Here is a 22085-nt window from a genome sequence, read left to right as displayed (position 1 = left end):
CGAATCCTGAATAAGGGGCCGGGTCAAAGCTGGTCGTAGCCTTCGGCCAGATGCAGGTCCTTGAGCTTCACGTAGTTCGCCGCGCTGTAGGTGAAAAACGCGCGTTCCTTGTCATTCAGCGGGCGGATCTGCTTCACCGGGCTGCCCACATACAGGAAGCCGCTTTGCAGATGCTTGCCCGGCGGCACCAGGCTGCCGGCACCGATGATCACCTCATCGTCGACCACCGCACCGTCCATGACGATGCTGCCCATGCCGATCAACACCCGGCTGCCCACCGAACAGCCATGCAGCATGACCTTGTGGGCGATGGTCACGTCATCGCCGATCAGCAGCGGGAAGCCATCCGGGTTGAACGGCCCGGCGTGGGTGATGTGCAACACGCAGCCATCCTGCACGCTGGTGCGCGCGCCGATGCGGATTCGATGCATGTCGCCACGGATCACTGTCAGCGGCCAGACCGAGCTGTCTTCGCCGATTTCAACGTCGCCGATCACCACTGCCGAGCCGTCGACAAAAGCGCCTTTACCCAGCAGCGGCGTGTGGTTCTGATACTTGCGAAGGTTCACGATAGGGTTTCTCTCTGTTGCTGATAGCTGCGGTGAACGTCGATTGTAATTAAGATGGCTGCATGTTTCTCCAGCCAAGGTATCAACCGTGAGCGTGAACAACCCTCTTTTGCAGTCCTATGACCTGCCGCCGTTCTCCGCCATCCGCGCCGAACACGTACAACCGGCCATTGAACAGATCCTGGCTGACAACCGTGCCGCTATCGTCGAGATCCTCAAGACCCAGGTCAAACAGCCAACGTGGGCTGGCCTGGTGCTGGCGATGGACGAACTCAACGACCGTCTGGGCGCCGCCTGGAGCCCGGTCAGCCACCTCAATGCCGTGTGCAACAGCGCCGAACTGCGTGAAGCCTACGAGTCGTGCCTGCCGGCCTTGAGCGCCTATTCCACTGAAATGGGTCAGAACCGCGAACTGTTCCAGGCTTTCGAAGCCCTGGCCAGCAGCCCGGAGGCCACCGGTTTCGACGTGGCGCAGAAAACTATCCTGGAACACTCCCTGCGTGACTTCCGTCTGTCGGGCATCGACCTGCCGGAAGCCGAACAAAAGCGTTACGCCGAAGTGCAGAGCAAACTGTCCGAACTGGGCAGCCGTTTTTCCAACCAGTTGCTCGATGCCACTCAGGCCTGGACCAAGCACATCACCGATGAAGCCGCCCTCGCCGGCCTGACCGATTCGGCCAAAGCGCAAATGGCCGCCGCGGCTCAGGCCAAGGATTTGGACGGCTGGCTGATCACTCTGGAATTCCCGAGCTATTACGCGGTGATGACCTACGCCCAGGACCGCGTGCTGCGTGAAGAAGTCTACGCCGCGTACTGCACCCGGGCGTCGGACCAGGGGCCGAATGCCGGCCAGAACGACAACGGCCCGGTCATGGAAGAAATCCTCGACCTGCGTCAGGAACTGGCAAAACTCTTGGGGTTCAGCAGTTTCTCCGAGTTGAGCCTGGCGACCAAAATGGCCGAGTCCAGCGATCAGGTGCTGAGTTTCCTGCGCGACCTGGCCAAGCGCAGCAAACCGTTCGCTGCCCAGGATCTGGAACAGCTCAAGGCTTATGCCGCCGAACAGGGCTGCCCGGATCTGCAAAGCTGGGACAGCGGTTTCTACGGCGAAAAACTCCGTGAACAGCGTTACAGCGTCGCCCAGGAAGCCCTGCGCGCCTACTTCCCGATCGACAAGGTACTCAGCGGCCTGTTCGCCATCGTCCAGCGCCTGTACGGCATCGAGATTGCCGAGCAGAAAGGCTTCGACACCTGGCACCCGGATGTCCGCCTGTTTGAAATCAAGGAACACGGCCAGCACGTCGGCCGCTTCTTCTTCGACCTCTATGCTCGCGCCAACAAGCGTGGCGGCGCCTGGATGGATGGCGCCCGCGACCGTCGTCGCACCGCTGGTGGTGTATTGCAAAGCCCGGTAGCCAACCTTGTGTGCAACTTCACCCCGGCCGACAGCGGCAAGCCTGCGCTGCTGACCCACGACGAAGTCACCACCCTGTTCCACGAGTTCGGTCACGGCCTGCATCACCTGCTGACCCGCGTCGAGCATGCTGGCGTGTCCGGCATCAACGGCGTGGCTTGGGATGCGGTCGAGCTGCCGAGCCAGTTCATGGAAAACTGGTGCTGGGAGCCGGAAGGCCTGGCGCTGATTTCCGGTCATTATGAAACCGGCGAACCGCTGCCTCAGGACCTGCTTGGGAAGATGCTTGCGGCGAAAAACTTCCAGTCCGGCCTGATGATGGTGCGCCAACTGGAGTTCTCGCTGTTCGACTTCGAGCTGCACGCCACCCACGGCGACGGCCGCAGCGTGCTGCAAGTGCTTGAAGGCGTGCGTGACGAGGTTTCGGTGATGCGTCCGCCGGCCTACAACCGCTTCCCCAACAGCTTTGCGCACATCTTCGCTGGCGGTTACGCCGCGGGTTACTACAGCTATAAGTGGGCTGAAGTGCTTTCGGCCGATGCGTTCTCGAAGTTCGAAGAAGAAGGCGTGCTCAACGCCGACACCGGTCGTGCGTTCCGCGAAGCAATCCTGGCCCGTGGCGGCTCCCAGGAGCCGATGGTGCTGTTCGTCGACTTCCGTGGTCGTGAGCCATCAATTGACGCACTCTTGCGCCACAGCGGCCTGAGTGAGGGCGCGGCAGCATGAGTGAGGGACCTGTGATTACGAAAAAACGCTTTATCGCCGGGGCGGTCTGCCCGGCATGCAGCGAGCCGGATAAATTGATGATGTGGAATGAAGACCAGGTCCCGCACCGAGAGTGCGTGGCCTGCGGTTACTCCGACACACTCAATGAGCAAGGGCTGTCGGTGCCCAAGGAGTTGGGTACGCGGGTGAACACCAGCGCCCCCAAACCTGCCGACACCAAGGTTCAGCCGGTTCAGTTCTTCCCGAATCCGAAGCTGAAGAAAAAGCCTGACGAACAAAACTGAGTGAAAAAAGCCCCCGTTGCGCAATGCAACGGGGGCTTTTTTTATTCGATGTGAGCGGACTTGAACCAGCTCTTCATTGAACACGCAGCGAACGGGCTGGTGCTGCAATCGCCATTGGCCAGGGCCGTGCGCAGTTTTTCCACGTCGGCCTGCATCATGTAGCGAATTCCGTCCTTGAAGTGGGTGCTGTCGCCAAAACCACCCTGGGTCATTTCGTTCAGGGCCTCCTCCTTGGTCCAGCCCTGGATGACAGCCCGGTACATGGCGGCCATCAGGCCGGTACGGTCGGAACCGTGTTTGCAGTGCATCAGCACCGGGCCTTTGGCTTCGGCGGACCGAATGGCGCGCAAGGCCTTGAGCACATCGGCGTCATCCACATGGTTGGTGCGATAAGGCAGTTGTACTTGCGTGATGCCTGGCGCGGACAACCAACTGGAGTCTGCTTCGGGCAGGAAATTGATCACAGTACCCACCTTGAGTTTCTCCAGCAGCGGCACCGCGCCCTTGTCCGGCAAGGCGCTGCGATAGAGCGTCGGCGACATCTGGAAGAGGTTGTATTGCTTCTCTATCTGTTGAGCCCAGTCTGCTGGACGCTGCATCACACTGTCGTCAGCAAGTGCCGGTGTCAGGTTAGCGAGCACAACCAGCGACAAGCATATTGCAGATAAAAAACGTGGAAAAAGCATGCTTGAGCGACCGTTCAGAAAGGGACGGGAAGATGGTGGCAAGGATCAGCCATGCACGGTCAAAGGCCTGTGAGCTGACTGTCAAAGAATCGTGAAGTCCGCGCTCAGGTTATAGTTTCAGTTTGATGAAGGATTTGAGCAGCTCGTTCAGTCCGACCCCATAGTTAAACACCTGTCCAGTTAAAGGGTTGCGCTTGCGACCTTCAAAAGACGAGCCGGCATTCGCAGATTTAGTCTCGTACACACCGCGGCTATACAGTTGATGATCATCTTCATCAATTTCAAATTCCTCAACGTCTACTCGAAGCTCGGGTGATTCAGCGGGAAGACGATAAAGGTACGCTATGCCCTCTGGAGCAATTATTTGTTGATGATAAAAAGCGAGTGCAAGTTGTGTAAGGGCGGCAATGTCCTTTTCGTCGATGCTATTGTCTGGAGTGACATTGATATCGGACCAAGGATCAAAATCGAGCTTTGAAGTCTTGCCTTCGTCTTTTATATGGAGTGTCACTGAGGGAGCGCCTGCGAGAATATCAGCGAATTGCTCCATTGTTTTGTTCGGATACTCGCCTGCCCTTATTAGCTTGATAATTACCTGCACACCTTTCGTCGTTTCTATTTGTTGTAGATAAGCACCAGTTTTTATGAGAATTGACATTTTTATCCTCCAGGCTGTCTGGAATGCATGCGGGAGCCCGCATGCATTCGGCAATAGCACTTTCCAGTGATCGGAAAGTCAGGGCTCAGGGATTGACGATACTGGCATAAGCCTTTGCCAGCGCCTGTAACTTGGCTTTGTCGTCGGCATCGATGGTCCCGTCTCCATCGACATCCTTGCCCACGGTCCGGATGCTGAAAGAGTTGCCAAGGTCGGTGGAAGTGGCGGTGTAGTAAGTTGAGTCGACCAGCTTTTCAATTTGCATTTCATTTTCCGCATCCCAACTCAACTCTTTGCGAGCCAGTTGCAAAGAAACCAAGGTGTTGGGTTCCGAAGGGCCTGGTTTCATGAGTTGAAGGAAAATACCGCGTTGATTAAAGAAAGACATTAATAAATCCTTTTATTTGATTGCTGTTGAGGGTATTGCCTGTTGGGTTGAATATACGGTTGGGTATTGAATCTAACCACTGACTATATGTTTCCTGAGTTTTCTGATTATCAATGAACAAGTAAGCATCATGATGCCCCGTTGTCAGATGAAGGGCTGAGCGGTACTGGTCGACAGGCAGTGAGTCGGTTACTGTATGGATATACAGATCAAGGAGTCCGCTGATGGTTAGCTCTCTGCCTCCCCGCGGCCGCGGCACCGCAACCAACCCGCACAACCGCTTTGCCCCCAGCCATTCGGTGGTTGAGGACGACGGCTGGTATCAGGAAGTACCGCTTACCCAGGGCACCGAGGTGAGCATTGAAACGGCGAAAACCATCATTACCCGCAATACGTCGCCGGACTTGCCCTTCGATCGATCTATCAATCCCTATCGCGGTTGCGAGCATGGCTGCATCTACTGCTACGCGAGGCCAAGCCATGCCTATTGGGACATGTCGCCCGGGCTGGATTTCGAGACAAAGCTGATCGCCAAGACCAACGCTGTGGATGTGTTGGAGCAACAACTGTCCAAACGCGGCTATCAATGTGCGCCGATCAACCTCGGCTCCAACACCGACCCCTATCAGCCGATCGAGCGTGAATACAGGATCACCCGGCATACCCTCGAAGTACTGCTGCGATATCGCCATCCCGTGACCATCGTCACCAAAGGCTCGCTGATACTTCGCGATTTGGACCTGCTGACCGAACTTGCACAGCAAAACCTGGTGGCGGTGATGATCAGCCTGACCACCCTGGACGACGATCTCAAACGCATCCTTGAACCCCGCGCCGCAGCGCCCAAGGCCCGGTTGCGGGCGATCAGGGTCATGCGCGAGGCGGGCATTCCGGTGGGCGTCCTGTGTTCACCGATGATTCCGATGATCAACGACAGCGAACTCGAAAGCCTGCTCGCCGAGGCTCACGACGCCGGAGCACAAAGCGCCGCCTACATGATGCTGCGTCTGCCGCTGGAAGTGGCGCCGCTGTTCGAAGAATGGCTGGGCGCCCACTATCCGCAACGGGCGGCGCATGTGCTGAGCCTGATTCGCCAGAGCCGTGGCGGTGAACTCTACGACAGCCGCTTTGGTGCTCGAATGCGCGGCGAGGGTCCTTTCGCCGACCTGCTGGCACAGCGTTTTGCCAAAGCCATCAAGCGCCTGGGGCTCAATCGCCGGGAAGGCTTTGACCTGGACTGCAATGCCTTTTGTCCGCCCGGTCGCCAAATGTCATTGATTTGAGGACAATTGGCCTATGGTTGAGTACTGAAGATCGCGCTTGCGTCTTAGGCTGGTCACGTTTTTTGTGACCTGCAACACGCATTCTAGAGCGTTTTATTCAGTTTCAATTAAGATTCGGCCGCTACCTTGTTCATCGAGTGACTGATGGGTCGAGATGTTTGGCCTGGATGTTTTTTAACCAGCCACTGGCTTCACACCGGACCACACGGGATGACTCCCTGAGCCCGCCAATGAGGATGAATTGATGAGTGACAAGGATAAACAGCCGTTGGCTGCGTCGGCTTCAGCCCAACCCGAGGCCGAAACCGCCGATGCAGCGTTGCAGCATATCGTTGACGGCTTTTTGCATTTTCATCATGAGATCTTTCCTCAACAGGAAGAGCTCTTCAAGAAACTCGCCACGGCCCAGCGGCCACGAGCGATGTTCATCGCCTGCGCCGATTCGCGCATCGTTCCCGAGTTGATTACCCAGAGCTCCCCCGGCGACCTGTTCGTGACCCGTAACGTCGGCAACGTCGTGCCGCCTTACGGGCAAATGAACGGTGGTGTTTCCACGGCCATCGAGTACGCCGTACTGGCTCTTGGGGTGCATCACATCATCATTTGCGGGCATTCCGACTGCGGCGCCATGCGCGCGGTGCTCAACCCGGACAGTCTGGAAAAAATGCCCACGGTCAAAGCCTGGCTGCGTCATGCCGAAGTGGCCAAAACCATGGTGCAAGAGAACTGCAACTGCTCCAGCGAAAGCGAAAGCATGCACATCCTCACTGAAGAGAATGTGATCGCCCAGTTGCAGCATCTGCGCACCCATCCGTCGGTTGCTTCGCGCATGGCCAACGGTCAGCTATTTATTCACGGCTGGGTCTACAACATCGAAACCAGCGAAATCAAAGCGTACGACGCCGATCAAGGCTGTTTCCTGCCGCTCAATGGCAGCCTGCCAATTCCCGTGGCGACGCCCAAAGCGCGCTTCTAAATCCTCCTAAATCGTTGTGTGGTTCAGCCGAGGCTGCCGTTCAGGCAGCCTGGCTTTGCCATGCCTGAAGAAAAATTTCGGGAGACTCACCATGCGTGCTGCTCGACTCAAAGCTGTTCTGCCACGGGAGCTGCTGGCTTCGGTGGTTGTGTTTCTGGTCGCCCTGCCTCTGTGCATGGGCATCGCGATTGCTTCGGGGCTGCCGCCGGCCAAAGGCCTGATCACCGGCATCATCGGTGGTCTGGTGGTCGGCTGGTTGGCCGGTTCGCCACTGCAAGTCAGCGGCCCGGCGGCGGGCCTGGCCGTTCTGGTGTTCGAGTTGGTCCGCCAGCACGGCATCGCCATGCTCGGGCCGATACTGTTGTTGGCGGGTTTGCTGCAACTGGTGGCTGGCCGATTGAAGCTGGGCTGCTGGTTTCGAGTAACGGCACCCGCGGTGGTGTACGGCATGCTGGCCGGGATTGGCGTGCTGATCATCCTGTCTCAGGTGCATGTGATGCTGGATGCCGTGCCCAAACCTTCGGGTCTGGATAACCTGGCGGCCTTCCCGGCGGCGCTGTCTCTGGCGTTGCCCACGTTTGGCTGGCAAGCCGGGTTGCTCGGTTTGTCGACAATCGCCGTCATGTGGCTGTGGGATAAATTCCGTCCGCAATCCCTGCGCTTCGTTCCTGGCGCGCTACTTGGCGTCGGTCTGGCCACGCTTGCCAGCCTGGTGCTGGCGTTGCAGGTCAAACGGGTTGAGGTTCCGGCCAACCTGACGGAGGCCATCGACTGGCTCAAGCCAGCGGATCTGCTCAACCTGGCTGATCCGACCTTGCTGATCGCGGCGTTTGCCGTGGCTTTCATCGCGAGCGCCGAAACCTTGCTCTCAGCCGCCGCGGTTGATCGTATGCACAGTGGCCAGCGCTCGGACTTCGACCGGGAATTGTCGGCGCAAGGTATCGGCAACATGCTGTGTGGCCTGCTTGGAGCGTTGCCGATGACCGGCGTTATCGTACGCAGTTCGGCGAATGTTCAGGCTGGCGCAACCACGCGGTTTTCGACCATTTTCCACGGCCTGTGGTTGTTGGCGTTCGTACTGTTGCTGTCCAGCGTGCTGCAAAGCATTCCGGTGGCGAGCCTGGCGGGCGTGCTGGTGTACACCGGTTTCAAGCTGGTGGATCTCAAGGTATTCCGTGGTTTGGGCCGGTATGGTCGGGCGCCGATGTTCACCTATGCGGCAACCGCGCTCGCCATCGTTTTCACGGACCTGCTGACTGGCGTATTGATTGGCTTCGGCCTGACGCTGGTGAAACTGGCGCTGAAAGCTTCGCGGTTGAAAATCAGCCTGATCGACCTGCCTCAGGAAGGGGAAATGGAATTGCGCCTGGTGGGCGCGGCGACCTTCCTCAAAGTGCCGGCGCTGACCCAGGTGCTGGGTAGTATTCCACCAGGCGCGACGGTGCATGTGCCGCTTAACAACCTGAGCTACATCGATCACTCGTGTCTGGAGCTTCTGGAGGAGTGGGGCCGGGCGAATGCGGCCAAGGGGGCGAAGCTGTTGATTGAATCGCGGGGGCTGAAGCGCAGACTTGAAGGCAGGGTTCGTACCAACACGGGCATAGGTGCGGCTGGCTGAGGCCCGATGTGGGAGCGAGCTTGCTCGCGATGGCGGTAGATCAGTCAACTTTGATGTTGAATGACATAGCCTCATCGCGAGCAAGCTCGCTCCCACAGGGGATTGTGTTTACCGGTGAATCAAGCCGCCGGCTGATCCAGTTCCAGGCCTACGCCCAAACGGCGGGACATGCACGGCCAGCGTTTCCACGCGGCGCCAGTGTCCGGGCTGTTAAGCTTCTCGCGGTAGGCTTCCACGGACTCCAGTGCGAAGGTTTCGTCGTTGAGCATCTCGTCGATGGCGTGATGCACCACTTCGTCCAGTTGGTTGGCGAACGTCTCACCGATCAATTGGTGAGCAATCAGGTTGGCGACAGTCATGTCCAAGGGGATCAGTGGCTGGCCAAGATGCTTGATGTACAGGTCGTTGACCTCTTCGACAAACCGGTGCGCCAGATAGGCTTCATCCAGCAGACTGTCGAGCCCGGCATGGCCGGCCATGATGGCTGGCGGCTGGAGGAAGTACTGCTCGGCGATTTTCAGCACAGGTTTGATCTGTGACTCAATGCCCGCTTCCCTGGCGACTTCATTGGCTGCATCCAGCAGATCAGGCACTTCTTCGATGTAGGCGGCGACAAATCGCGTCAGTACGCCTTTGGTATCGGCCTCCGGCAATTGGATCGCCGGGTGCAGATGAGCCAGTTTGCTTTCCAGTTGACGCGTCAGCAGACCGGTCTCGGCTTCGTGTTGTTGGGCTGTTTGGATCTGCTCGCGCAATGCGGCGGTGTTCATGAAAACTCCAGGAAACAAGGCAATGAAATAGGGAAGACATAACTTAGCTGGCTTACGAAAAATGCTAAGACGCATTTGTCATAATTATTTCATCCTTGAGACGGTCCCGTTATATCGATTTGCCACCACTCGTCTGCATCCTTCTCCATTCGTGCCCTGCAACGCAAGTTAATGCTGTTTCAGATCATTTACGCCTTCGCATTGCGAGGTGAGAGTCGCTGTCTATACTCGGGGTGGAATGGAGTTAGCTGATGACGCCCGACTGCATATGCAGCAAGGCCCGGTGCTCAAGTTCGTAGTCTGATGCAGCCGCTCCCTTGCCGCAGGTGAAAGCCGGCGGGATAACAAGAACGATAAGGGGAACCCGCAATGATGCGACATCCACATGTCTGGATGGGCCTCCTGTTGTGGTCGATTTTCAGTCAGGCGCAAGCGGCCTGGACTGTGAATATGGCGCCTGGAGCGACTGAAATCAGTCACGCAGTATTCGACCTGCACATGATCATTTTCTGGATCTGTGTGGTGATCGGCATCATCGTATTTGGTGCCATGTTCTGGTCGATGATTCTCCACCGCCGCTCGACCGGGCAGGTGGCCGCCAAATTTCATGAAAGCACCACCGTCGAAATCCTCTGGACCATCGTGCCCTTCCTGATCCTGGTGGCCATGGCGGTTCCCGCTACCGCGACCCTGATCAAGATGTACGACGCCAGTGAGCCGGAAATCGACATCCAGATCACCGGTTACCAGTGGAAGTGGCACTACAAATACCTGGGCCAGGACGTCGAGTTCTTCAGCAACCTGACCACCCCCCAGGATCAGATCCACAACAAGGAAGCCAAGGGCGAGCACTATCTGCTCGAAGTCGACAAGCCATTGGTGCTGCCGGTCGGTGCCAAGGTGCGCTTCCTTGTGACCTCCGCCGACGTGATCCACTCCTGGTGGGTGCCGGCTTTCGCGGTCAAGCGCGATGCGATTCCCGGGTTCGTCAATGAAGCCTGGACCCGTATCGACAAGCCCGGCATCTACCGTGGCCAGTGCGCCGAGTTGTGCGGCAAGGATCACGGCTTCATGCCGACCGTGGTCGAGGTCAAGGAAAAGGCCGATTACGAAAAGTGGCTGGCCGATCGCAAGGCCGAGGCCGCGCAGCTCAAAGAGCTGACCAGCAAGGAATGGACGCTCGAGGAGCTCAAGGAACGCGGCGACAAGGTCTATCACACCACCTGCGTGGCCTGTCACCAGGCCGAAGGCCAGGGTCTGCCGCCGATGTTCCCGGCACTCAAGGGCTCGAAAATCGCCACCGGACCGAAAGACGCTCACCTGAGCATTGTTTTCCACGGCAAGCCTGGCACTTCCATGGCCGCATTCGGCAAGCAACTCTCGGAGGTCGATATCGCGGCGGTCGTGACCTATGAACGTAACGCCTGGGGCAACAACAAGGGCGACATGGTCACGCCTAAAGAAGTGCTGGAGCTGAAACAGGCGGAAAGCAAATGACCCGGTCTATTGCGCACGTAAGGAACCGGTCGGGGCTACGCACCCCGGCCCGCCCAGTCCATCTGTTTGCAGGAGACAGGACATGACTGCTGTAATCGATGAACATGTTCATACCGCCACCGACCACGCCCATGGCCCCGCAAAAGGCCTGATGCGCTGGGTGCTGACCACCAACCACAAGGACATCGGTACGTTGTACCTGTGGTTTGCGTTCTCCATGTTCCTGCTTGGCGGTTCGTTCGCGATGGTGATTCGCGCCGAGCTGTTCCAGCCGGGGCTGCAGATCGTCCAGCCGGAATTTTTCAACCAGATGACCACCATGCACGGTCTGGTGATGGTCTTCGGTGCGGTGATGCCGGCCTTCGTCGGCCTCGCCAACTGGATGATCCCGCTGATGATCGGCGCGCCGGACATGGCCCTGCCGCGCATGAACAACTTCAGCTTCTGGCTCTTGCCGGCAGCGTTCCTGATGCTGGTGTCGACCCTGTTCACTGCCGGTGGCGGGCCGAACTTCGGCTGGACGTTCTATGCGCCGCTGTCGACGACCTACGCGCCGGAAAGCGTGACCTTCTTCATTTTCGCCATCCACTTGATGGGGATCAGTTCGATCATGGGCGCGATCAACGTGATCGCCACCATCCTCAACCTGCGCGCCCCCGGCATGACGCTGATGAAAATGCCGTTGTTCGTCTGGACCTGGCTGATCACCGCGTTCCTGCTGATTGCGGTGATGCCGGTACTGGCCGGTTGTGTGACGATGATGCTGATGGACATCCACTTCGGCACCAGTTTCTTCAGTGCCGCCGGTGGCGGAGACCCGGTGCTGTTCCAGCATGTGTTCTGGTTCTTCGGTCACCCCGAGGTGTACATCATGATCCTGCCGGCCTTCGGCGCCGTCAGCTCGATCATTCCGGCCTTTTCGCGCAAGCCACTGTTCGGCTACACCTCGATGGTCTACGCCACGGCGAGTATCGCGTTCCTGTCGTTCATCGTCTGGGCGCACCACATGTTCGTGGTCGGCATTCCGCTGGTGGGCGAGTTGTTCTTCATGTACGCCACGTTGCTGATTGCGGTGCCGACGGGCGTGAAGGTGTTCAACTGGGCCAGCACCATGTGGCAGGGTTCGTTGACGTTCGAGACGCCGATGCTGTTTGCCGTGGCGTTCGTGATCCTGTTCTCCATCGGCGGTTTCTCCGGGTTGATGTTGGCCATCGCCCCGGCGGACTTCCAGTATCAGGACACCTACTTCGTGGTCGCGCACTTCCATTACGTGCTGGTGCCGGGGGCGATCTTCGGGATCTTCGCCTCGGCCTACTACTGGCTGCCGAAATGGACCGGCCACATGTATGACGAAACCCTCGGCAAGCTGCATTTCTGGCTGTCGTTCATCGGCATGAACCTGGCCTTCTTCCCGATGCACTTTGTGGGGCTGGCGGGCATGCCACGACGGATTCCGGACTACAACCTGCAGTTCGCCGACTTCAACATGGTGTCGTCGATCGGCGCGTTCATGTTCGGCGCCACGCAGATCTTTTTCCTGTTCATCGTGATCAAGACCATTCGAGGCGGCGCGCCGGCACCGGCCAAGCCGTGGGATGGGGCTGAAGGTCTGGAGTGGAGCATCCCGTCGCCGGCGCCGTATCACACATTCACCACGCCGCCGGAAGTGAAATGAACACTGTGGCCCTTGTAGGAGCGAGCTTGCTCGCGATGGTCGTCAACGATGACGCTGGAAGCCTGACACACCACGGCGCTCTCAAGTTTTTCGCGAGCAAGCTCGCTCCTGCAGGGTTGTGCGGAAATCATGGCTGACTCGATTTCGATGAAGAAACTGGTCACGCGCCTGCTGACCGTGGTGGTGGCAATGTTTGTGTTCGGCTTTGCCCTGGTGCCGATCTACGACGTGATGTGCAAGGCCTTCGGCATTAATGGCAAGACCGGCGGGCAGTACGAGGGTGAGCAAACGGTCGACACCTCGCGGCAGGTGCGCGTGCAGTTTCTGTCGACCAACACCGCCGACATGCCGTGGGACTTTTACCCCAAACATGACGAATTGACCGCGAACCCGGGGGCGGTGAACGAGATGATCTTCATCGCCCACAACCCCACCGATAAACCGATGAGCGCCCAAGCCGTGCCGAGCATCGCGCCCAGCAATGCGGCGGCGTACTTCCACAAGACCGAATGTTTCTGCTTTACCCAGCAAGTGCTGCAGCCCGGTCAGCGGATCGAAATGCCGGTACGTTTCATCGTTGATCGTGACATGCCCAAGGATGTGAAGCACCTGACGCTGTCCTACACGCTGTTCGATATCACCGCCCGACATCCACCGGTAGCTGTAAACACTGGCGGCTGAGCGTGCCCGATAAGGAGAACAATAAATGGCAACTCATGAACATTATTACGTCCCGGCCCAGAGCAAATGGCCGATCATCGCCACGGTCGGGATGTTCGTCACGGTGTTTGGCCTGGCCACCTGGTTCAATGATCTGAAAGCAGCGCGTCCGGAATCCCACGGGCCGCTGATCTTTTTCGTCGGTGGCCTGTTGCTGGCCTACATGCTGTTTGGCTGGTTCGGCACGGTGATCAAGGAAAGTCGCGGCGGCTTGTACAGCGCACAGATGGATCGCTCGTTCCGCTGGGGCATGAGCTGGTTCATCTTCTCGGAGGTGATGTTCTTCATCGCCTTTTTTGGCGCGCTGTTTTATGTGCGTCAAATCTCCGGACCGGCGCTCGGTGGTGAGGGTGCCAAAGGCATGGCGCACATGCTGTGGCCGAACTTCCAGTTCACCTGGCCGTTGCTGAGCAACCCCGACTCGAAACTGTTTCCGCCGCCCAAGGAAGTCATTAGCCCCTGGGGCCTGCCGCTACTCAATACCGTGTTGCTGGTCAGTTCCAGCGTGACCGTGACCATCGCCCACCATGCCTTGAAAAAGGGCCATCGCGGCGCACTGAAACTCTGGCTGGCGCTCACTGTATTGCTCGGCAGTGCGTTCCTCATCTTCCAGGCCGAAGAGTACATGCACGCCTACCGCGAACTGGGCCTGACCCTGGGCTCGGGCATCTACGGCGCGACCTTCTTCATGCTCACCGGGTTCCACGGCGCCCACGTCACCATCGGCACCATCATCCTGTTCGTGATGCTGATGCGGATCATGCGCGGGCACTTCGACAACGAGCACCAGTTCGGTTTCGAAGCGGCGACCTGGTACTGGCACTTCGTGGATGTGGTGTGGATCGGGCTGTTTGTTTTCGTCTATGTGCTTTAAAGCAGCAGTTACCAGGGGGCATTGGAAACCAGCTGGCCGCTGAAAAAGCCCCAGGCAATCAAGCCAAGGGTAAGGGCGGCCAGGGTCACACGAACACTCAAGGCAATGACGAGGCGGTTTGAGCGGCTGTCGTCCTTGACCAGAAAAAACAGGCCGCTGAACAGGCTGACAACCGTGGCAATCAGCATCAGGACGATGGCTGCTTTGAGCATGGTGAGACTCCGGGGGGACAAGCGATGTACTTGAGTATAGCTATCGCGATGACCGATTTTCTGGCAATGCCATGAAGTGCTTTCGGCCAGGTATCGTGCCAACGCTGGTGGTGGCGCTGCTGCTGCCGCTACTGGTGTCCCTGGGGTTCTGGCAGTTGAGTCGGGGCGCGGAGAAAAGCGCGCTGCTGCAAAGCTACACCGAGCGGCGGGCCGCCGAGCCGATGGCCAGCACCGAACTGCAACACACGACAGACCCGGCCTTCCGTCGGGTTCACCTGTACGGCCGGTTCGATGCCGAACACAGCCTGCTGCTGGATAACAGTCAACGCAACGGCAGGGTTGGCGTCGAGCTGTTGCAACCCTTTCACGATCAGGCCACCGGGCTTTGGCTGCTGGTCAATCGCGGCTGGTTGCCTTGGCCGGAGCGCCGCACACCACCGCAATTCAAGACACCCACCGAGGCGGTAAGCCTTGACGCGTGGGTCTACGTCTCCCCTGGGGCGACGTTCCAATTGCACGCAGATCCCACAACGTTGACATGGCCGAAGCTGATTACGGCCGTTGAGCCAGACAAGCTCTGGACAGCACTGAGCCGCGAAGGCTTTGCCTACGAACTACGTGCCGAAACCGGACCCGCCATCTACCAGGCCGACTGGCCCGTAGTCGCCATGGGCCCGGAAAAACACATCGCTTATGCCGTGCAGTGGTTCGCCATGGCGATCGTCCTGTTCGGTCTTTATCTCTATCTCGGCTGGCACAACGCAAAGGAGAAACACCATGGGAGCGGCCATGAATCCACCCAGCATGTCTGAGGCGAAACCGTTGGTGAACCGGCGCAAGGGCCGTATGCAACTGCTGCTGATCCTGCTCGGGGTGATCGGTCCGATGATCCTTGCCACCGGCATGTACAAGCTGAATTTCTGGGTTCCCGAGGGCCGCAGTTATCACGGCGAGCTGATCGGTAACGGTCAGACCCGGGCGGACATCGGCGTGCAGGCCCAGGAAGAGCGTTGGCAGATACTGGTGACCGCGCCCAAGGATTGCGCGGTGGACTGCCAGCAACTGGTGTATCTGGCGCGGCAAATCCAGATCGGCCTGGGCCGCGATGCGTCCCGCGCCAGCCATGCATTGGCCACCGCGCAGACGCTGAACAGCGATTACGAGACTAAACTTCAACGCGAGTACCCGCAGTTGCAACGTTATTCACTGGACTTGCCTGCCTACACAAAAGGCGCTCAGAGCAATGACGTGCCGCACCTGTGGATCATCGACCCCCACGGCAATCTGGTGCTGCGCTACGACCCGTCGGTGAAGGGCAAGGACTTGCTCAACGATCTGCGCCACCTGCTGAAACTGTCGAACATCGGATAAGGGCATCGTCATGGCCAAGCCTGGATTTCGCCTCGCGTTGTTTGCCACCTTGCTGGCACTGATTGTGGTGTTGCTCGGCGCCTACACCCGCCTGACCCACGCCGGCCTCGGCTGCCCGGACTGGCCCGGCTGCTATGGCTTCATCAGCGTGCCGAAAAGCGAAGCCCAACTGGCCCATGCCGAATTGCATTTCCCGGACGCTCCGGTCGAGGCCCATAAGGGCTGGAACGAGATGATCCACCGCTACTCCGCCGGCACGCTGGGGCTGTTAATCGCGGTGTTGGCGGGTCGTGCGTGGGTGCATCGCCGCCATCCCGGACAGCCGGTGAAGCTGCCGTTGTTCCTGTTGGCGGTGGTTTTTGGTCAGGCCGCGTTCGGCATGTGGACGGTAACGCTCAAGCTCTGGCCGCAGGTGGTCACCGGGCATCTGCTGGGCGGCTTCGCGACCTTGAGCCTGTTGTTTCTGCTGACCTTGCGCCTGTCCGGCGTACTGCCGGCGTTGACGGTGCCACGACGTTTACAGCACTGGGCGACGGCAGGGCTGTTGCTGGTGATCGGGCAAATCGCCCTCGGGGGCTGGGTCAGTTCCAATTACGCCGCCGTGGCCTGCATCGACTTTCCGACCTGCCACGGCCAGTGGTTGCCAGCGGCGGACTTCGCCAACGGCTTTCACCTGACACAGCACATCGGCCCGAACTACCTCGGCGGGCAACTGGACAGCGATGCCCGTACGGCCATTCACCTGACTCATCGCATCGGCGCGTTACTGGTCACCCTGGTATTGCTCGGTCTGGCCTGGCAACTGAAGGCGGTTGGCATGACGCGCCTGGCAGGCCTGGTGCTGATCGCACTCGGCGCACAAATCACCCTGGGCATCAGCAACGTGTTGTTCCATCTGCCGCTGCCGGTGGCCGTCGCGCATAACGCGGGCGGCGCGGCGCTGTTGCTGACCATGGTGCTGGTCAATTACCACGCCCGAACCAGTCTGGTCCGGGTCAAGCAAGCGCGCTGGCACTTCAGCCCACGTAAACACTCAGCCGGGCCCATAACAATAAAAGGAGAAATGCCATGGCGATTCTGATCGGCGAACGTCCCAGTCAGGCGATCTGGCGTGACTACCTGGAACTGACCAAGCCCAAAGTGGTGGTGCTGATGCTCATCACTTCACTGGTGGGGATGTTCCTCGCGACCCGTGCGGGCGTGCCGTGGACGGTGCTGATTTTCGGCAACCTGGGCATCGCCCTGTGTGCCGGTGGCGCGGCGGCGGTCAATCATGTGGTGGACCGGCGCATCGACGCGGTGATGGCGCGCACCCACAAACGGCCGCTCGCCGAAGGCCGGGTTTCGCCGACCGCCGCGCTGACGTTCGCGCTGGTATTGGCGGTCCTCGGGCAAGCCATGCTGCTGGCGTTCACCAACCCGCTGACCGCGTGGCTGACCCTCGCCTCGTTGCTCGGCTACGCGGTGGTCTACACCGGATTTCTCAAGCGCGCGACCCCGCAGAACATCGTCATCGGTGGACTGGCCGGTGCCGCACCGCCGTTGCTCGGCTGGACTGCTGCCACCGGTCACGTCAGCGCCGAACCGCTGCTGCTGGTGCTGATCATCTTCGCCTGGACACCGCCGCACTTCTGGGCGCTGGCGATCCATCGCAAGGAGGAATACGCCAAGGCCGACATCCCGATGTTGCCGGTCACCCATGGCGAGCACTACACCAAGATTCACATCCTGCTTTATACCTTCGCATTGCTTGCCGTCAGCCTGATGCCTTATGTGATCCACATGAGCGGCACGCTCTACCTGGTCTGTGCGCTCGGGCTGGGCGCGCGGTTTCTGCAATGGGCCGTGGTGCTGTACCGTGGCACTCGGCCGCACGCGGCGATCAACACGTTCAAGTACTCTATCTACTACTTGTTCCTGCTGTTTATCGCCCTGCTCGTAGACCACTACCTATTGTTGAACCTATGACTCGAACCCAGAAAACCGTCTTCATACTTGTCGCCCTGGTCGCACTGATCCTGGGCCTGACCGTCAACAAGGTGCTGTCCGGGAAAAACCAGGGCGATCCGACGGCACTGATCGACGCCGGCATCATCTTGCTGCCGCAGAGCCGTAATCTGCCGGACGTGATGATGACCAATCAGGACGGCCAGCCGGTCGCGATCAATGAATTGAAAGGCAAGTGGAGCCTGCTGTTCTTCGGCTACACCTTCTGCCCGGACATCTGCCCGACCACCCTCGCCCAGTTGCGGCAGATCAAGAGCGAATTGCCACCCGAGGCTGTGGATAAATTGCAGATTGTGCTGGTCAGCGTCGACCCGAACCGCGATACGCCCAAGCAGCTCAAGCAGTACCTGGGCTACTTCGACCCGCAGTTCATCGGCCTGACCCCGGCGTCGACCGATGAACTGCAAACGATCGCCAACGCAGTGAGCATTCCGTTCATTCCGGCGGACACCAGCAAGCCGAACTACACCGTTGATCACAGCGGCAACCTCGCGGTGATCGGGCCGGACGGCACCCAGCGCGGCTTCATCCGCGCGCCGTTGAACAATGCGAAGCTGGTGGCGCAGTTGCCGGTGATGCTCAAGCGCAATTAAACAACACAAAACCCTTGTAGGAGCGAGCTTGCTCGCGATGGAGTGTCAGTCGACACCTATGCAGCTGACACACCTTCGCGAGCAAGCTCGCTCCTACAAGGGGTGGTGGTTCGGGCACAAAAAAGGGGCGCATTCAATGCGCCCCTTTTTCGTTTACGTCAGCTGATCAGAACGCCGGCACCACCGCGCCTTTGTACTTCTCGAGGATGAAGGCTTTCACTTCCGGGCTGTGCAGCGCGGTAACCAGCTTCTTCATCGCATCGCTGTCCTTGTCGTCCGGGCGAGCCACCAGAATGTTCACGTAAGGCGAGTCGCTGCCTTCGATCACCAGCGCATCCTTGGCCGGATCGAGCTTGGCTTCCAGCGCGTAGTTGGTGTTGATCAGCGCCAGGTCGACCTGAGTCAGCACGCGCGGGATGGTCGCGGCTTCCAGTTCGCGGATTTTCAGATCCTTGGTGTTCTCGGTGATGTCCTTGACGGTCGACAGGATGTTGTTCGAATCCTTCAACTTGATCAGGCCGGCCTTGGCCATCAGCAACAGCGCACGGCCGCCGTTGGTAGCGTCGTTCGGGATGACCACGTTGGCGCCGCCAGGCAGTTCAGCGAGGGTCTTGTACTTGCTGGAGTAAGCGCCCAGGGGCTCCAGATGCACGCCAGCCACAGAAACCAGATGGGTGCCCTTGGCCTTGTTGAACTCATCCAGGTACGGCTGGTGCTGGAAGAAGTTGGCGTCCAGGCGTTTTTCCGCGACCTGCACGTTCGGCTGGATGTAGTCGGTAAATACCTTGACCTTCAGGTCCACGCCTTCTTTGGCCAGGGCCGGCTTCACGAATTCGAGGATCTCGGCGTGCGGAACCGGAGTGGCCGCGACGGTCAGGGTTTCAGCGTGGGCAGAGAATGCCGCAACGGCCGCGAAGGCCACGAGTAGTTTTTTCATTCAGCTAACTCCATGTGAGGCGCCCGTTTGGCGCCTGCCAGCGAATGGCCGGCTCATGTCTTACTTACGGGAAAAGTGGACGACCAATTTGTCGCCAACGGTTTGCAGTACCTGGACCAGTACCAGCAGCAACACCACTGTCACCACCATCACATCGGTCTGGAAACGCTGGTAACCGAAACGGATCGCCAGGTCACCCAGACCACCAGCGCCAACGACACCGGCCATCGCCGTGTAGGACACCAGTGTAATGGCGGTCACCGTAATCGCCGCGAAGATGCCCGGACGAGCCTCAGGCAGCAAGGCATTGGTGATGATCTGTCGTGTAGTCGCGCCCATGGCCTGGGTCGCTTCGATGATGCCGCGATCCACTTCACGCAGGGCGGTTTCCACCAGGCGCGCGAAAAACGGCGTGGCACCCACTACCAGCGGCGGAATTGCACCGGCGACACCAAGGGAGGTACCGGTGATCAACACGGTGAACGGAATCATCACGATCAGCAGGATGATGAACGGCAGCGAGCGCAGGATGTTCACCACCAGCGACAACATCGCGTAGATGCCTTTGGCTTCCAGCAACTGGCGCGGGCTGCACAGGAACAGCAGCACACCCAGCGGCAGGCCAAGCAGTACGGTGAACAACAGCGAACCACCCAGCATCAGCAAGGTGTCACCGGTGGCCAGCCAGATTTCGAACCAGTCGATATTGGCGAAGAAACTTGTCAGGGCTTCCATTAGCGCAGCACCTCCATGTGGACGTCGGCTGCGGTGAAGCGGGCGAAGGCTGCTTCCATGTCACCGCCGGTCACGGCCAGGGTCAGTTGCCCGTAGGGGATGTCTTTGATGCGGTCGATGCGACCGGCCAGGATGCTGTAGTCCACACCGGTTTCCCGGGCGACGGTGCCCAGCAACGGCGCGTAGGTCGCGTCGCCCTGAAAGGTCAGACGCACGATGCGGCCTGGCACGTGAGCGAAGTCGTCACGCTGTTCGCTTTCGTCGATCTGCTCGTCTTCCTGCACGAAGCGCTTGGTGGTCGGGTGCTTCGGATGCAGGAACACTTCGGCCACCGAGCCTTGCTCGACGATCACGCCGGCGTCCATCACGGCTACCTGGTCGCAGACCCGGCGGATCACGTCCATCTCGTGGGTGATCAACACGATGGTCAGTTTCAGCTCGCGATTGATCTCGGCCAGCAATTGCAGGACCGATGCGGTGGTTTGCGGGTCGAGGGCGCTGGTGGCTTCGTCGCACAGCAGGATTTTTGGCTTGGTCGCCAGCGCACGGGCAATGCCGACACGCTGCTTCTGCCCGCCGGACAATTGCGCCGGGTACTTTTTCGCGTGGTCGGACAAGCCGACCCGCGCCAGCAACTCGGCCACGCGCGAATCGATCTCGCTGCGCGACAATTCGCCGGCCAGGGTCAGAGGCAGCGCGACGTTGTCGGCGACAGTCTTGGAGGCCAGCAGGTTGAAGTGCTGGAAAATCATCCCGACCTGCTGACGGAAGCGGCGCAGGCCGTTGGCGTCGAGTGCGGTGACTTCTTCACCGTCGACGGTGATTTTGCCGCCACTGGCGTTTTCCAGGCGATTGATCAGACGCAGCAGGGTACTTTTTCCTGCGCCGGAATGACCGATCAAGCCGTAAACCTGCCCGTTCTCAATCGTCAGACTGGTCGGATGCAGGGCGGGGATTTCCTTACCGGCGACGCGGTAGGTTTTATGGACGTTTTGAAACTCGATCACGTAGCGAACCTTGTGGGGCGCGTTAGAAAAGGATCAGCGGTTAGCCGGGCGCGCATTTTAGCCTGTCCGTATAGAGGTTCTTAGCATTTATTTCGTATTTGTCCTGTCATTTGGCAATAACGCGATCAAAGGTCAGAAAAAAGGAACGGCTGAAGAAACTCACCCAAGGCCGAAGGCAACTTCGACATGGTGGGCAGCATCGGGTTTGGGATAGGGAGGCGAAGGCCAAGGCGATTCCGGCCTGAAGATCTGCGGAGCCAGGGAGACCGCCATCGCGAGCAAGCTCGCTCCTACAGTAGAGATGTGTTGGTCACAAAATGTGTGGGCAACCCGAATCCCTGTGGGAGCGAGCGTGCTCGCGATGCTTTTAAGATTTACCAGGCGTTAGAACCATCTGCGCCGGGACGCTGCGCAAAATCTGCCGCTCCAGCTTCAGGTCAAACTCAGGATCGAGTTTCTTCACCCGTTTGGTCAGCAAGTTGGCCAGCCAAGGGTAATCATTGGTGCGTGGAGCCTGAATGCTCACGTCGCACTGAAAATTCACCACATCGGCGGCAATGGCATCCAGTTGGCGACGCAGTTTGCCCATATCGTTGATATTGAGCACGACCGTGGTGCTTTCAGCCGTCAGGTCGATAACCTTGGCTTTTGGCTTGGCTTCGGCAGCCTTGAGGGCGGCTTCGGCTCTTTCCAGTTCGGCCTTGCGCGCCTGGGCAATCGAGCCGTTGACTCCGCCGGTCAGTGCCGGAGCCTTGGGCATCAACGCGCGGGCACGGCTCAGGGCAGTTGCTGCGGCATCCACGTCACCCTTTTGCAGCACGATCTGGCTGCGGCGCAGATAGGCTTCGGCCAGCTGCCGCTGGTATTGCTCAAGGGAAGCATCGTTGCGCGATTCGGCCTGCAAGGCTGCCAATTGGTCTTCGGCGATGGCCAGTTCATCGCTGGCGATGTTTTGTTCCAGCTGTACGATGGCCGCGGCCCGCGCATCGGCGGCCTCGGTGGCCGCCGGTGGCGTGCTTTGGCAGGCGCCCAGCAGCAAAGAAAATGCGACAAGGAGCAGATAACGGGAGGCGAACGACTTCATT

General features: G+C 59.1%; 24 protein-coding genes. 14 read left to right on the top strand and 10 right to left on the bottom strand.

From position 1 onward, the window contains the following. Positions 1 to 23: 23 nt before the first annotated feature. A complete protein-coding gene (locus tag AC1RDQ_RS04035) occupies positions 24 to 569 on the bottom strand; it encodes a gamma carbonic anhydrase family protein (protein WP_340312705.1) in 546 nt (181 codons plus the stop codon). A gap of 88 nt (positions 570 to 657) precedes the next feature. Here AC1RDQ_RS04035 and prlC point away from each other — a divergent pair, with 88 nt between their 5' ends. Further along, positions 658 to 2709 carry an oligopeptidase A gene (gene prlC / locus AC1RDQ_RS04030; RefSeq protein WP_492586421.1) on the top strand — a complete coding sequence of 684 codons (2052 nt, stop codon included), beginning with the start codon at positions 658 to 660 and terminating at the stop codon, positions 2707 to 2709. Next, the gene (locus AC1RDQ_RS04025; protein ID WP_057712619.1) at positions 2706 to 2993 is read left to right on the top strand and encodes a YheV family putative zinc ribbon protein; all 288 of its coding nucleotides are present in this window, start codon (positions 2706 to 2708) and stop codon (positions 2991 to 2993) included. The genes prlC and AC1RDQ_RS04025 overlap by 4 nt, the downstream gene beginning before the upstream one ends. Positions 2994 to 3034: 41 nt before the next feature. Here the strand turns inward: AC1RDQ_RS04025 and AC1RDQ_RS04020 are convergent, their stop codons facing one another. From AC1RDQ_RS04020 to AC1RDQ_RS04010, 3 genes are all read right to left on the bottom strand, one after another. Next, a complete protein-coding gene (locus tag AC1RDQ_RS04020) occupies positions 3035 to 3679 on the bottom strand; it encodes a phosphatase domain-containing protein (RefSeq protein WP_198530227.1) in 645 nt (214 codons plus the stop codon). A 109-nt stretch (positions 3680 to 3788) separates the two neighbouring features. Then, positions 3789 to 4337 (bottom strand): hypothetical protein, encoded by a 549-nt coding sequence (locus AC1RDQ_RS04015; RefSeq protein ID WP_492586419.1) that lies wholly within the window; start codon positions 4335 to 4337, stop codon positions 3789 to 3791. A gap of 85 nt (positions 4338 to 4422) precedes the next feature. Further along, positions 4423 to 4725, bottom strand: a complete 303-nt coding sequence (locus tag AC1RDQ_RS04010; protein ID WP_492586417.1) for a hypothetical protein — start codon at positions 4723 to 4725, stop codon at positions 4423 to 4425. A gap of 224 nt (positions 4726 to 4949) precedes the next feature. Between AC1RDQ_RS04010 and AC1RDQ_RS04005 the strand changes: the two genes are divergently transcribed. The 3 genes from AC1RDQ_RS04005 to AC1RDQ_RS03995 all read left to right on the top strand — a co-directional run bounded on the left by AC1RDQ_RS04005 (position 4950) and on the right by AC1RDQ_RS03995 (position 8602). Further along, complete coding sequence (locus AC1RDQ_RS04005; protein WP_340312696.1) at positions 4950 to 6008, top strand: PA0069 family radical SAM protein; 1059 nt, start codon at positions 4950 to 4952, stop codon at positions 6006 to 6008. 244 nt (positions 6009 to 6252) lie between these two features. Beyond that, positions 6253 to 6984 carry a carbonic anhydrase gene (locus AC1RDQ_RS04000; protein ID WP_008045785.1) on the top strand — a complete coding sequence of 244 codons (732 nt, stop codon included), beginning with the start codon at positions 6253 to 6255 and terminating at the stop codon, positions 6982 to 6984. 91 nt (positions 6985 to 7075) lie between these two features. After that, a complete protein-coding gene (locus AC1RDQ_RS03995; RefSeq protein ID WP_492586415.1) occupies positions 7076 to 8602 on the top strand; it encodes a SulP family inorganic anion transporter in 1527 nt (508 codons plus the stop codon). Between the two features lie 119 nt (positions 8603 to 8721). On the opposite strand, the gene AC1RDQ_RS03990 is transcribed toward AC1RDQ_RS03995, so the two are convergent. Then, on the bottom strand, positions 8722 to 9372 hold the full coding sequence (locus tag AC1RDQ_RS03990) for a hypothetical protein (protein WP_057712613.1): 651 nt from the start codon (positions 9370 to 9372) through the stop codon (positions 8722 to 8724). Between the two features lie 369 nt (positions 9373 to 9741). On the opposite strand from AC1RDQ_RS03990, the gene coxB reads away from it, so the two are divergent. From coxB to AC1RDQ_RS03970, 4 genes are all read left to right on the top strand, one after another. Continuing rightward, complete coding sequence (gene coxB / locus AC1RDQ_RS03985; protein ID WP_057712612.1) at positions 9742 to 10869, top strand: cytochrome c oxidase subunit II; 1128 nt, start codon at positions 9742 to 9744, stop codon at positions 10867 to 10869. Between the two features lie 82 nt (positions 10870 to 10951). Next, positions 10952 to 12544 carry a cytochrome c oxidase subunit I gene (ctaD, locus tag AC1RDQ_RS03980; RefSeq protein WP_057712611.1) on the top strand — a complete coding sequence of 531 codons (1593 nt, stop codon included), beginning with the start codon at positions 10952 to 10954 and terminating at the stop codon, positions 12542 to 12544. A 129-nt stretch (positions 12545 to 12673) separates the two neighbouring features. Continuing rightward, positions 12674 to 13225: a cytochrome c oxidase assembly protein gene (locus AC1RDQ_RS03975; protein WP_056726726.1), complete on the top strand. Its 552-nt coding sequence runs from the start codon at positions 12674 to 12676 to the stop codon at positions 13223 to 13225. 25 nt (positions 13226 to 13250) lie between these two features. Next, the gene (locus AC1RDQ_RS03970) at positions 13251 to 14138 is read left to right on the top strand and encodes a cytochrome c oxidase subunit 3 (RefSeq protein WP_057712610.1); all 888 of its coding nucleotides are present in this window, start codon (positions 13251 to 13253) and stop codon (positions 14136 to 14138) included. 8 nt (positions 14139 to 14146) lie between these two features. On the opposite strand, the gene AC1RDQ_RS03965 is transcribed toward AC1RDQ_RS03970, so the two are convergent. Continuing rightward, positions 14147 to 14350: a twin transmembrane helix small protein gene (locus AC1RDQ_RS03965; RefSeq protein ID WP_057712609.1), complete on the bottom strand. Its 204-nt coding sequence runs from the start codon at positions 14348 to 14350 to the stop codon at positions 14147 to 14149. A 71-nt stretch (positions 14351 to 14421) separates the two neighbouring features. Between AC1RDQ_RS03965 and AC1RDQ_RS03960 the strand changes: the two genes are divergently transcribed. The 5 genes from AC1RDQ_RS03960 to AC1RDQ_RS03940 are packed head-to-tail and all read left to right on the top strand — an operon-like array spanning position 14422 to position 18321. Continuing rightward, positions 14422 to 15162, top strand: a complete 741-nt coding sequence (locus AC1RDQ_RS03960; protein WP_057712608.1) for an SURF1 family protein — start codon at positions 14422 to 14424, stop codon at positions 15160 to 15162. Next, positions 15128 to 15721, top strand: a complete 594-nt coding sequence (locus AC1RDQ_RS03955; protein WP_090457722.1) for a PA_0111/PP_0108 family redox-active disulfide protein — start codon at positions 15128 to 15130, stop codon at positions 15719 to 15721. The genes AC1RDQ_RS03960 and AC1RDQ_RS03955 overlap by 35 nt, the downstream gene beginning before the upstream one ends. 10 nt (positions 15722 to 15731) lie before the next feature. Continuing rightward, positions 15732 to 16802, top strand: coding sequence for a COX15/CtaA family protein (locus tag AC1RDQ_RS03950; protein ID WP_150812643.1), 1071 nt, complete (start codon positions 15732 to 15734; stop codon positions 16800 to 16802). Continuing rightward, positions 16790 to 17689 carry a heme o synthase gene (gene cyoE / locus AC1RDQ_RS03945; protein WP_008045805.1) on the top strand — a complete coding sequence of 300 codons (900 nt, stop codon included), beginning with the start codon at positions 16790 to 16792 and terminating at the stop codon, positions 17687 to 17689. The genes AC1RDQ_RS03950 and cyoE overlap by 13 nt, the downstream gene beginning before the upstream one ends. Further along, positions 17686 to 18321 (top strand): SCO family protein, encoded by a 636-nt coding sequence (locus AC1RDQ_RS03940; protein ID WP_057712605.1) that lies wholly within the window; start codon positions 17686 to 17688, stop codon positions 18319 to 18321. Before cyoE ends, AC1RDQ_RS03940 begins: the two co-directional genes overlap by 4 nt. Positions 18322 to 18487: 166 nt before the next feature. Here the strand turns inward: AC1RDQ_RS03940 and AC1RDQ_RS03935 are convergent, their stop codons facing one another. From AC1RDQ_RS03935 to AC1RDQ_RS03920, 4 genes are all read right to left on the bottom strand, one after another. Continuing rightward, positions 18488 to 19258, bottom strand: coding sequence for a MetQ/NlpA family ABC transporter substrate-binding protein (locus AC1RDQ_RS03935; RefSeq protein WP_102669524.1), 771 nt, complete (start codon positions 19256 to 19258; stop codon positions 18488 to 18490). Positions 19259 to 19318: 60 nt separating this feature from the next. Next, positions 19319 to 19993 carry a methionine ABC transporter permease gene (locus tag AC1RDQ_RS03930; protein ID WP_057712603.1) on the bottom strand — a complete coding sequence of 225 codons (675 nt, stop codon included), beginning with the start codon at positions 19991 to 19993 and terminating at the stop codon, positions 19319 to 19321. Beyond that, the gene (locus AC1RDQ_RS03925) at positions 19993 to 21000 is read right to left on the bottom strand and encodes a methionine ABC transporter ATP-binding protein (protein ID WP_057712602.1); all 1008 of its coding nucleotides are present in this window, start codon (positions 20998 to 21000) and stop codon (positions 19993 to 19995) included. The genes AC1RDQ_RS03930 and AC1RDQ_RS03925 overlap by 1 nt, the downstream gene beginning before the upstream one ends. A gap of 367 nt (positions 21001 to 21367) precedes the next feature. After that, positions 21368 to 22084: a PA5502 family lipoprotein gene (locus AC1RDQ_RS03920; RefSeq protein WP_492586413.1), complete on the bottom strand. Its 717-nt coding sequence runs from the start codon at positions 22082 to 22084 to the stop codon at positions 21368 to 21370. Position 22085: the final 1 nt, after the last annotated feature.

This window comes from Pseudomonas sp. GW823-FHT02E01, assembly GCF_058797535.1.
Note: the sequence above shows the minus strand (reverse complement) of the source record. Positions and strands in the feature narration are given on the sequence as shown.

Bases quoted from the DNA above. Each gene is read 5' to 3' on its own strand.
- AC1RDQ_RS03960 (WP_057712608.1), top strand. From the start codon at position 14,422: ATGAAGTGCTTTCGGCCAGGTATCGTGCCAACGCTGGTGGTGGCGCTG.
- AC1RDQ_RS04005 (WP_340312696.1), top strand. From the start codon at position 4,950: ATGGTTAGCTCTCTGCCTCCCCGCGGCCGCGGCACCGCAACCAACCCG.
- AC1RDQ_RS03965 (WP_057712609.1), bottom strand. From the start codon at position 14,350: ATGCTCAAAGCAGCCATCGTCCTGATGCTGATTGCCACGGTTGTCAGC.
- AC1RDQ_RS03955 (WP_090457722.1), top strand. From the start codon at position 15,128: ATGGGAGCGGCCATGAATCCACCCAGCATGTCTGAGGCGAAACCGTTG.
- AC1RDQ_RS04020 (WP_198530227.1), bottom strand. From the start codon at position 3,679: ATGCTTTTTCCACGTTTTTTATCTGCAATATGCTTGTCGCTGGTTGTG.
- AC1RDQ_RS03935 (WP_102669524.1), bottom strand. From the start codon at position 19,258: ATGAAAAAACTACTCGTGGCCTTCGCGGCCGTTGCGGCATTCTCTGCC.
- ctaD (WP_057712611.1), top strand. From the start codon at position 10,952: ATGACTGCTGTAATCGATGAACATGTTCATACCGCCACCGACCACGCC.
- AC1RDQ_RS03970 (WP_057712610.1), top strand. From the start codon at position 13,251: ATGGCAACTCATGAACATTATTACGTCCCGGCCCAGAGCAAATGGCCG.
- AC1RDQ_RS04015 (WP_492586419.1), bottom strand. From the start codon at position 4,337: ATGTCAATTCTCATAAAAACTGGTGCTTATCTACAACAAATAGAAACG.
- AC1RDQ_RS03920 (WP_492586413.1), bottom strand. From the start codon at position 22,084: ATGAAGTCGTTCGCCTCCCGTTATCTGCTCCTTGTCGCATTTTCTTTG.
- AC1RDQ_RS04000 (WP_008045785.1), top strand. From the start codon at position 6,253: ATGAGTGACAAGGATAAACAGCCGTTGGCTGCGTCGGCTTCAGCCCAA.
- AC1RDQ_RS03930 (WP_057712603.1), bottom strand. From the start codon at position 19,993: ATGGAAGCCCTGACAAGTTTCTTCGCCAATATCGACTGGTTCGAAATC.
- AC1RDQ_RS03950 (WP_150812643.1), top strand. From the start codon at position 15,732: ATGGCCAAGCCTGGATTTCGCCTCGCGTTGTTTGCCACCTTGCTGGCA.
- coxB (WP_057712612.1), top strand. From the start codon at position 9,742: ATGATGCGACATCCACATGTCTGGATGGGCCTCCTGTTGTGGTCGATT.
- AC1RDQ_RS04025 (WP_057712619.1), top strand. From the start codon at position 2,706: ATGAGTGAGGGACCTGTGATTACGAAAAAACGCTTTATCGCCGGGGCG.
- AC1RDQ_RS03990 (WP_057712613.1), bottom strand. From the start codon at position 9,372: ATGAACACCGCCGCATTGCGCGAGCAGATCCAAACAGCCCAACAACAC.
- AC1RDQ_RS03975 (WP_056726726.1), top strand. From the start codon at position 12,674: ATGGCTGACTCGATTTCGATGAAGAAACTGGTCACGCGCCTGCTGACC.
- AC1RDQ_RS03995 (WP_492586415.1), top strand. From the start codon at position 7,076: ATGCGTGCTGCTCGACTCAAAGCTGTTCTGCCACGGGAGCTGCTGGCT.
- AC1RDQ_RS03940 (WP_057712605.1), top strand. From the start codon at position 17,686: ATGACTCGAACCCAGAAAACCGTCTTCATACTTGTCGCCCTGGTCGCA.
- AC1RDQ_RS04010 (WP_492586417.1), bottom strand. From the start codon at position 4,725: ATGTCTTTCTTTAATCAACGCGGTATTTTCCTTCAACTCATGAAACCA.
- cyoE (WP_008045805.1), top strand. From the start codon at position 16,790: ATGGCGATTCTGATCGGCGAACGTCCCAGTCAGGCGATCTGGCGTGAC.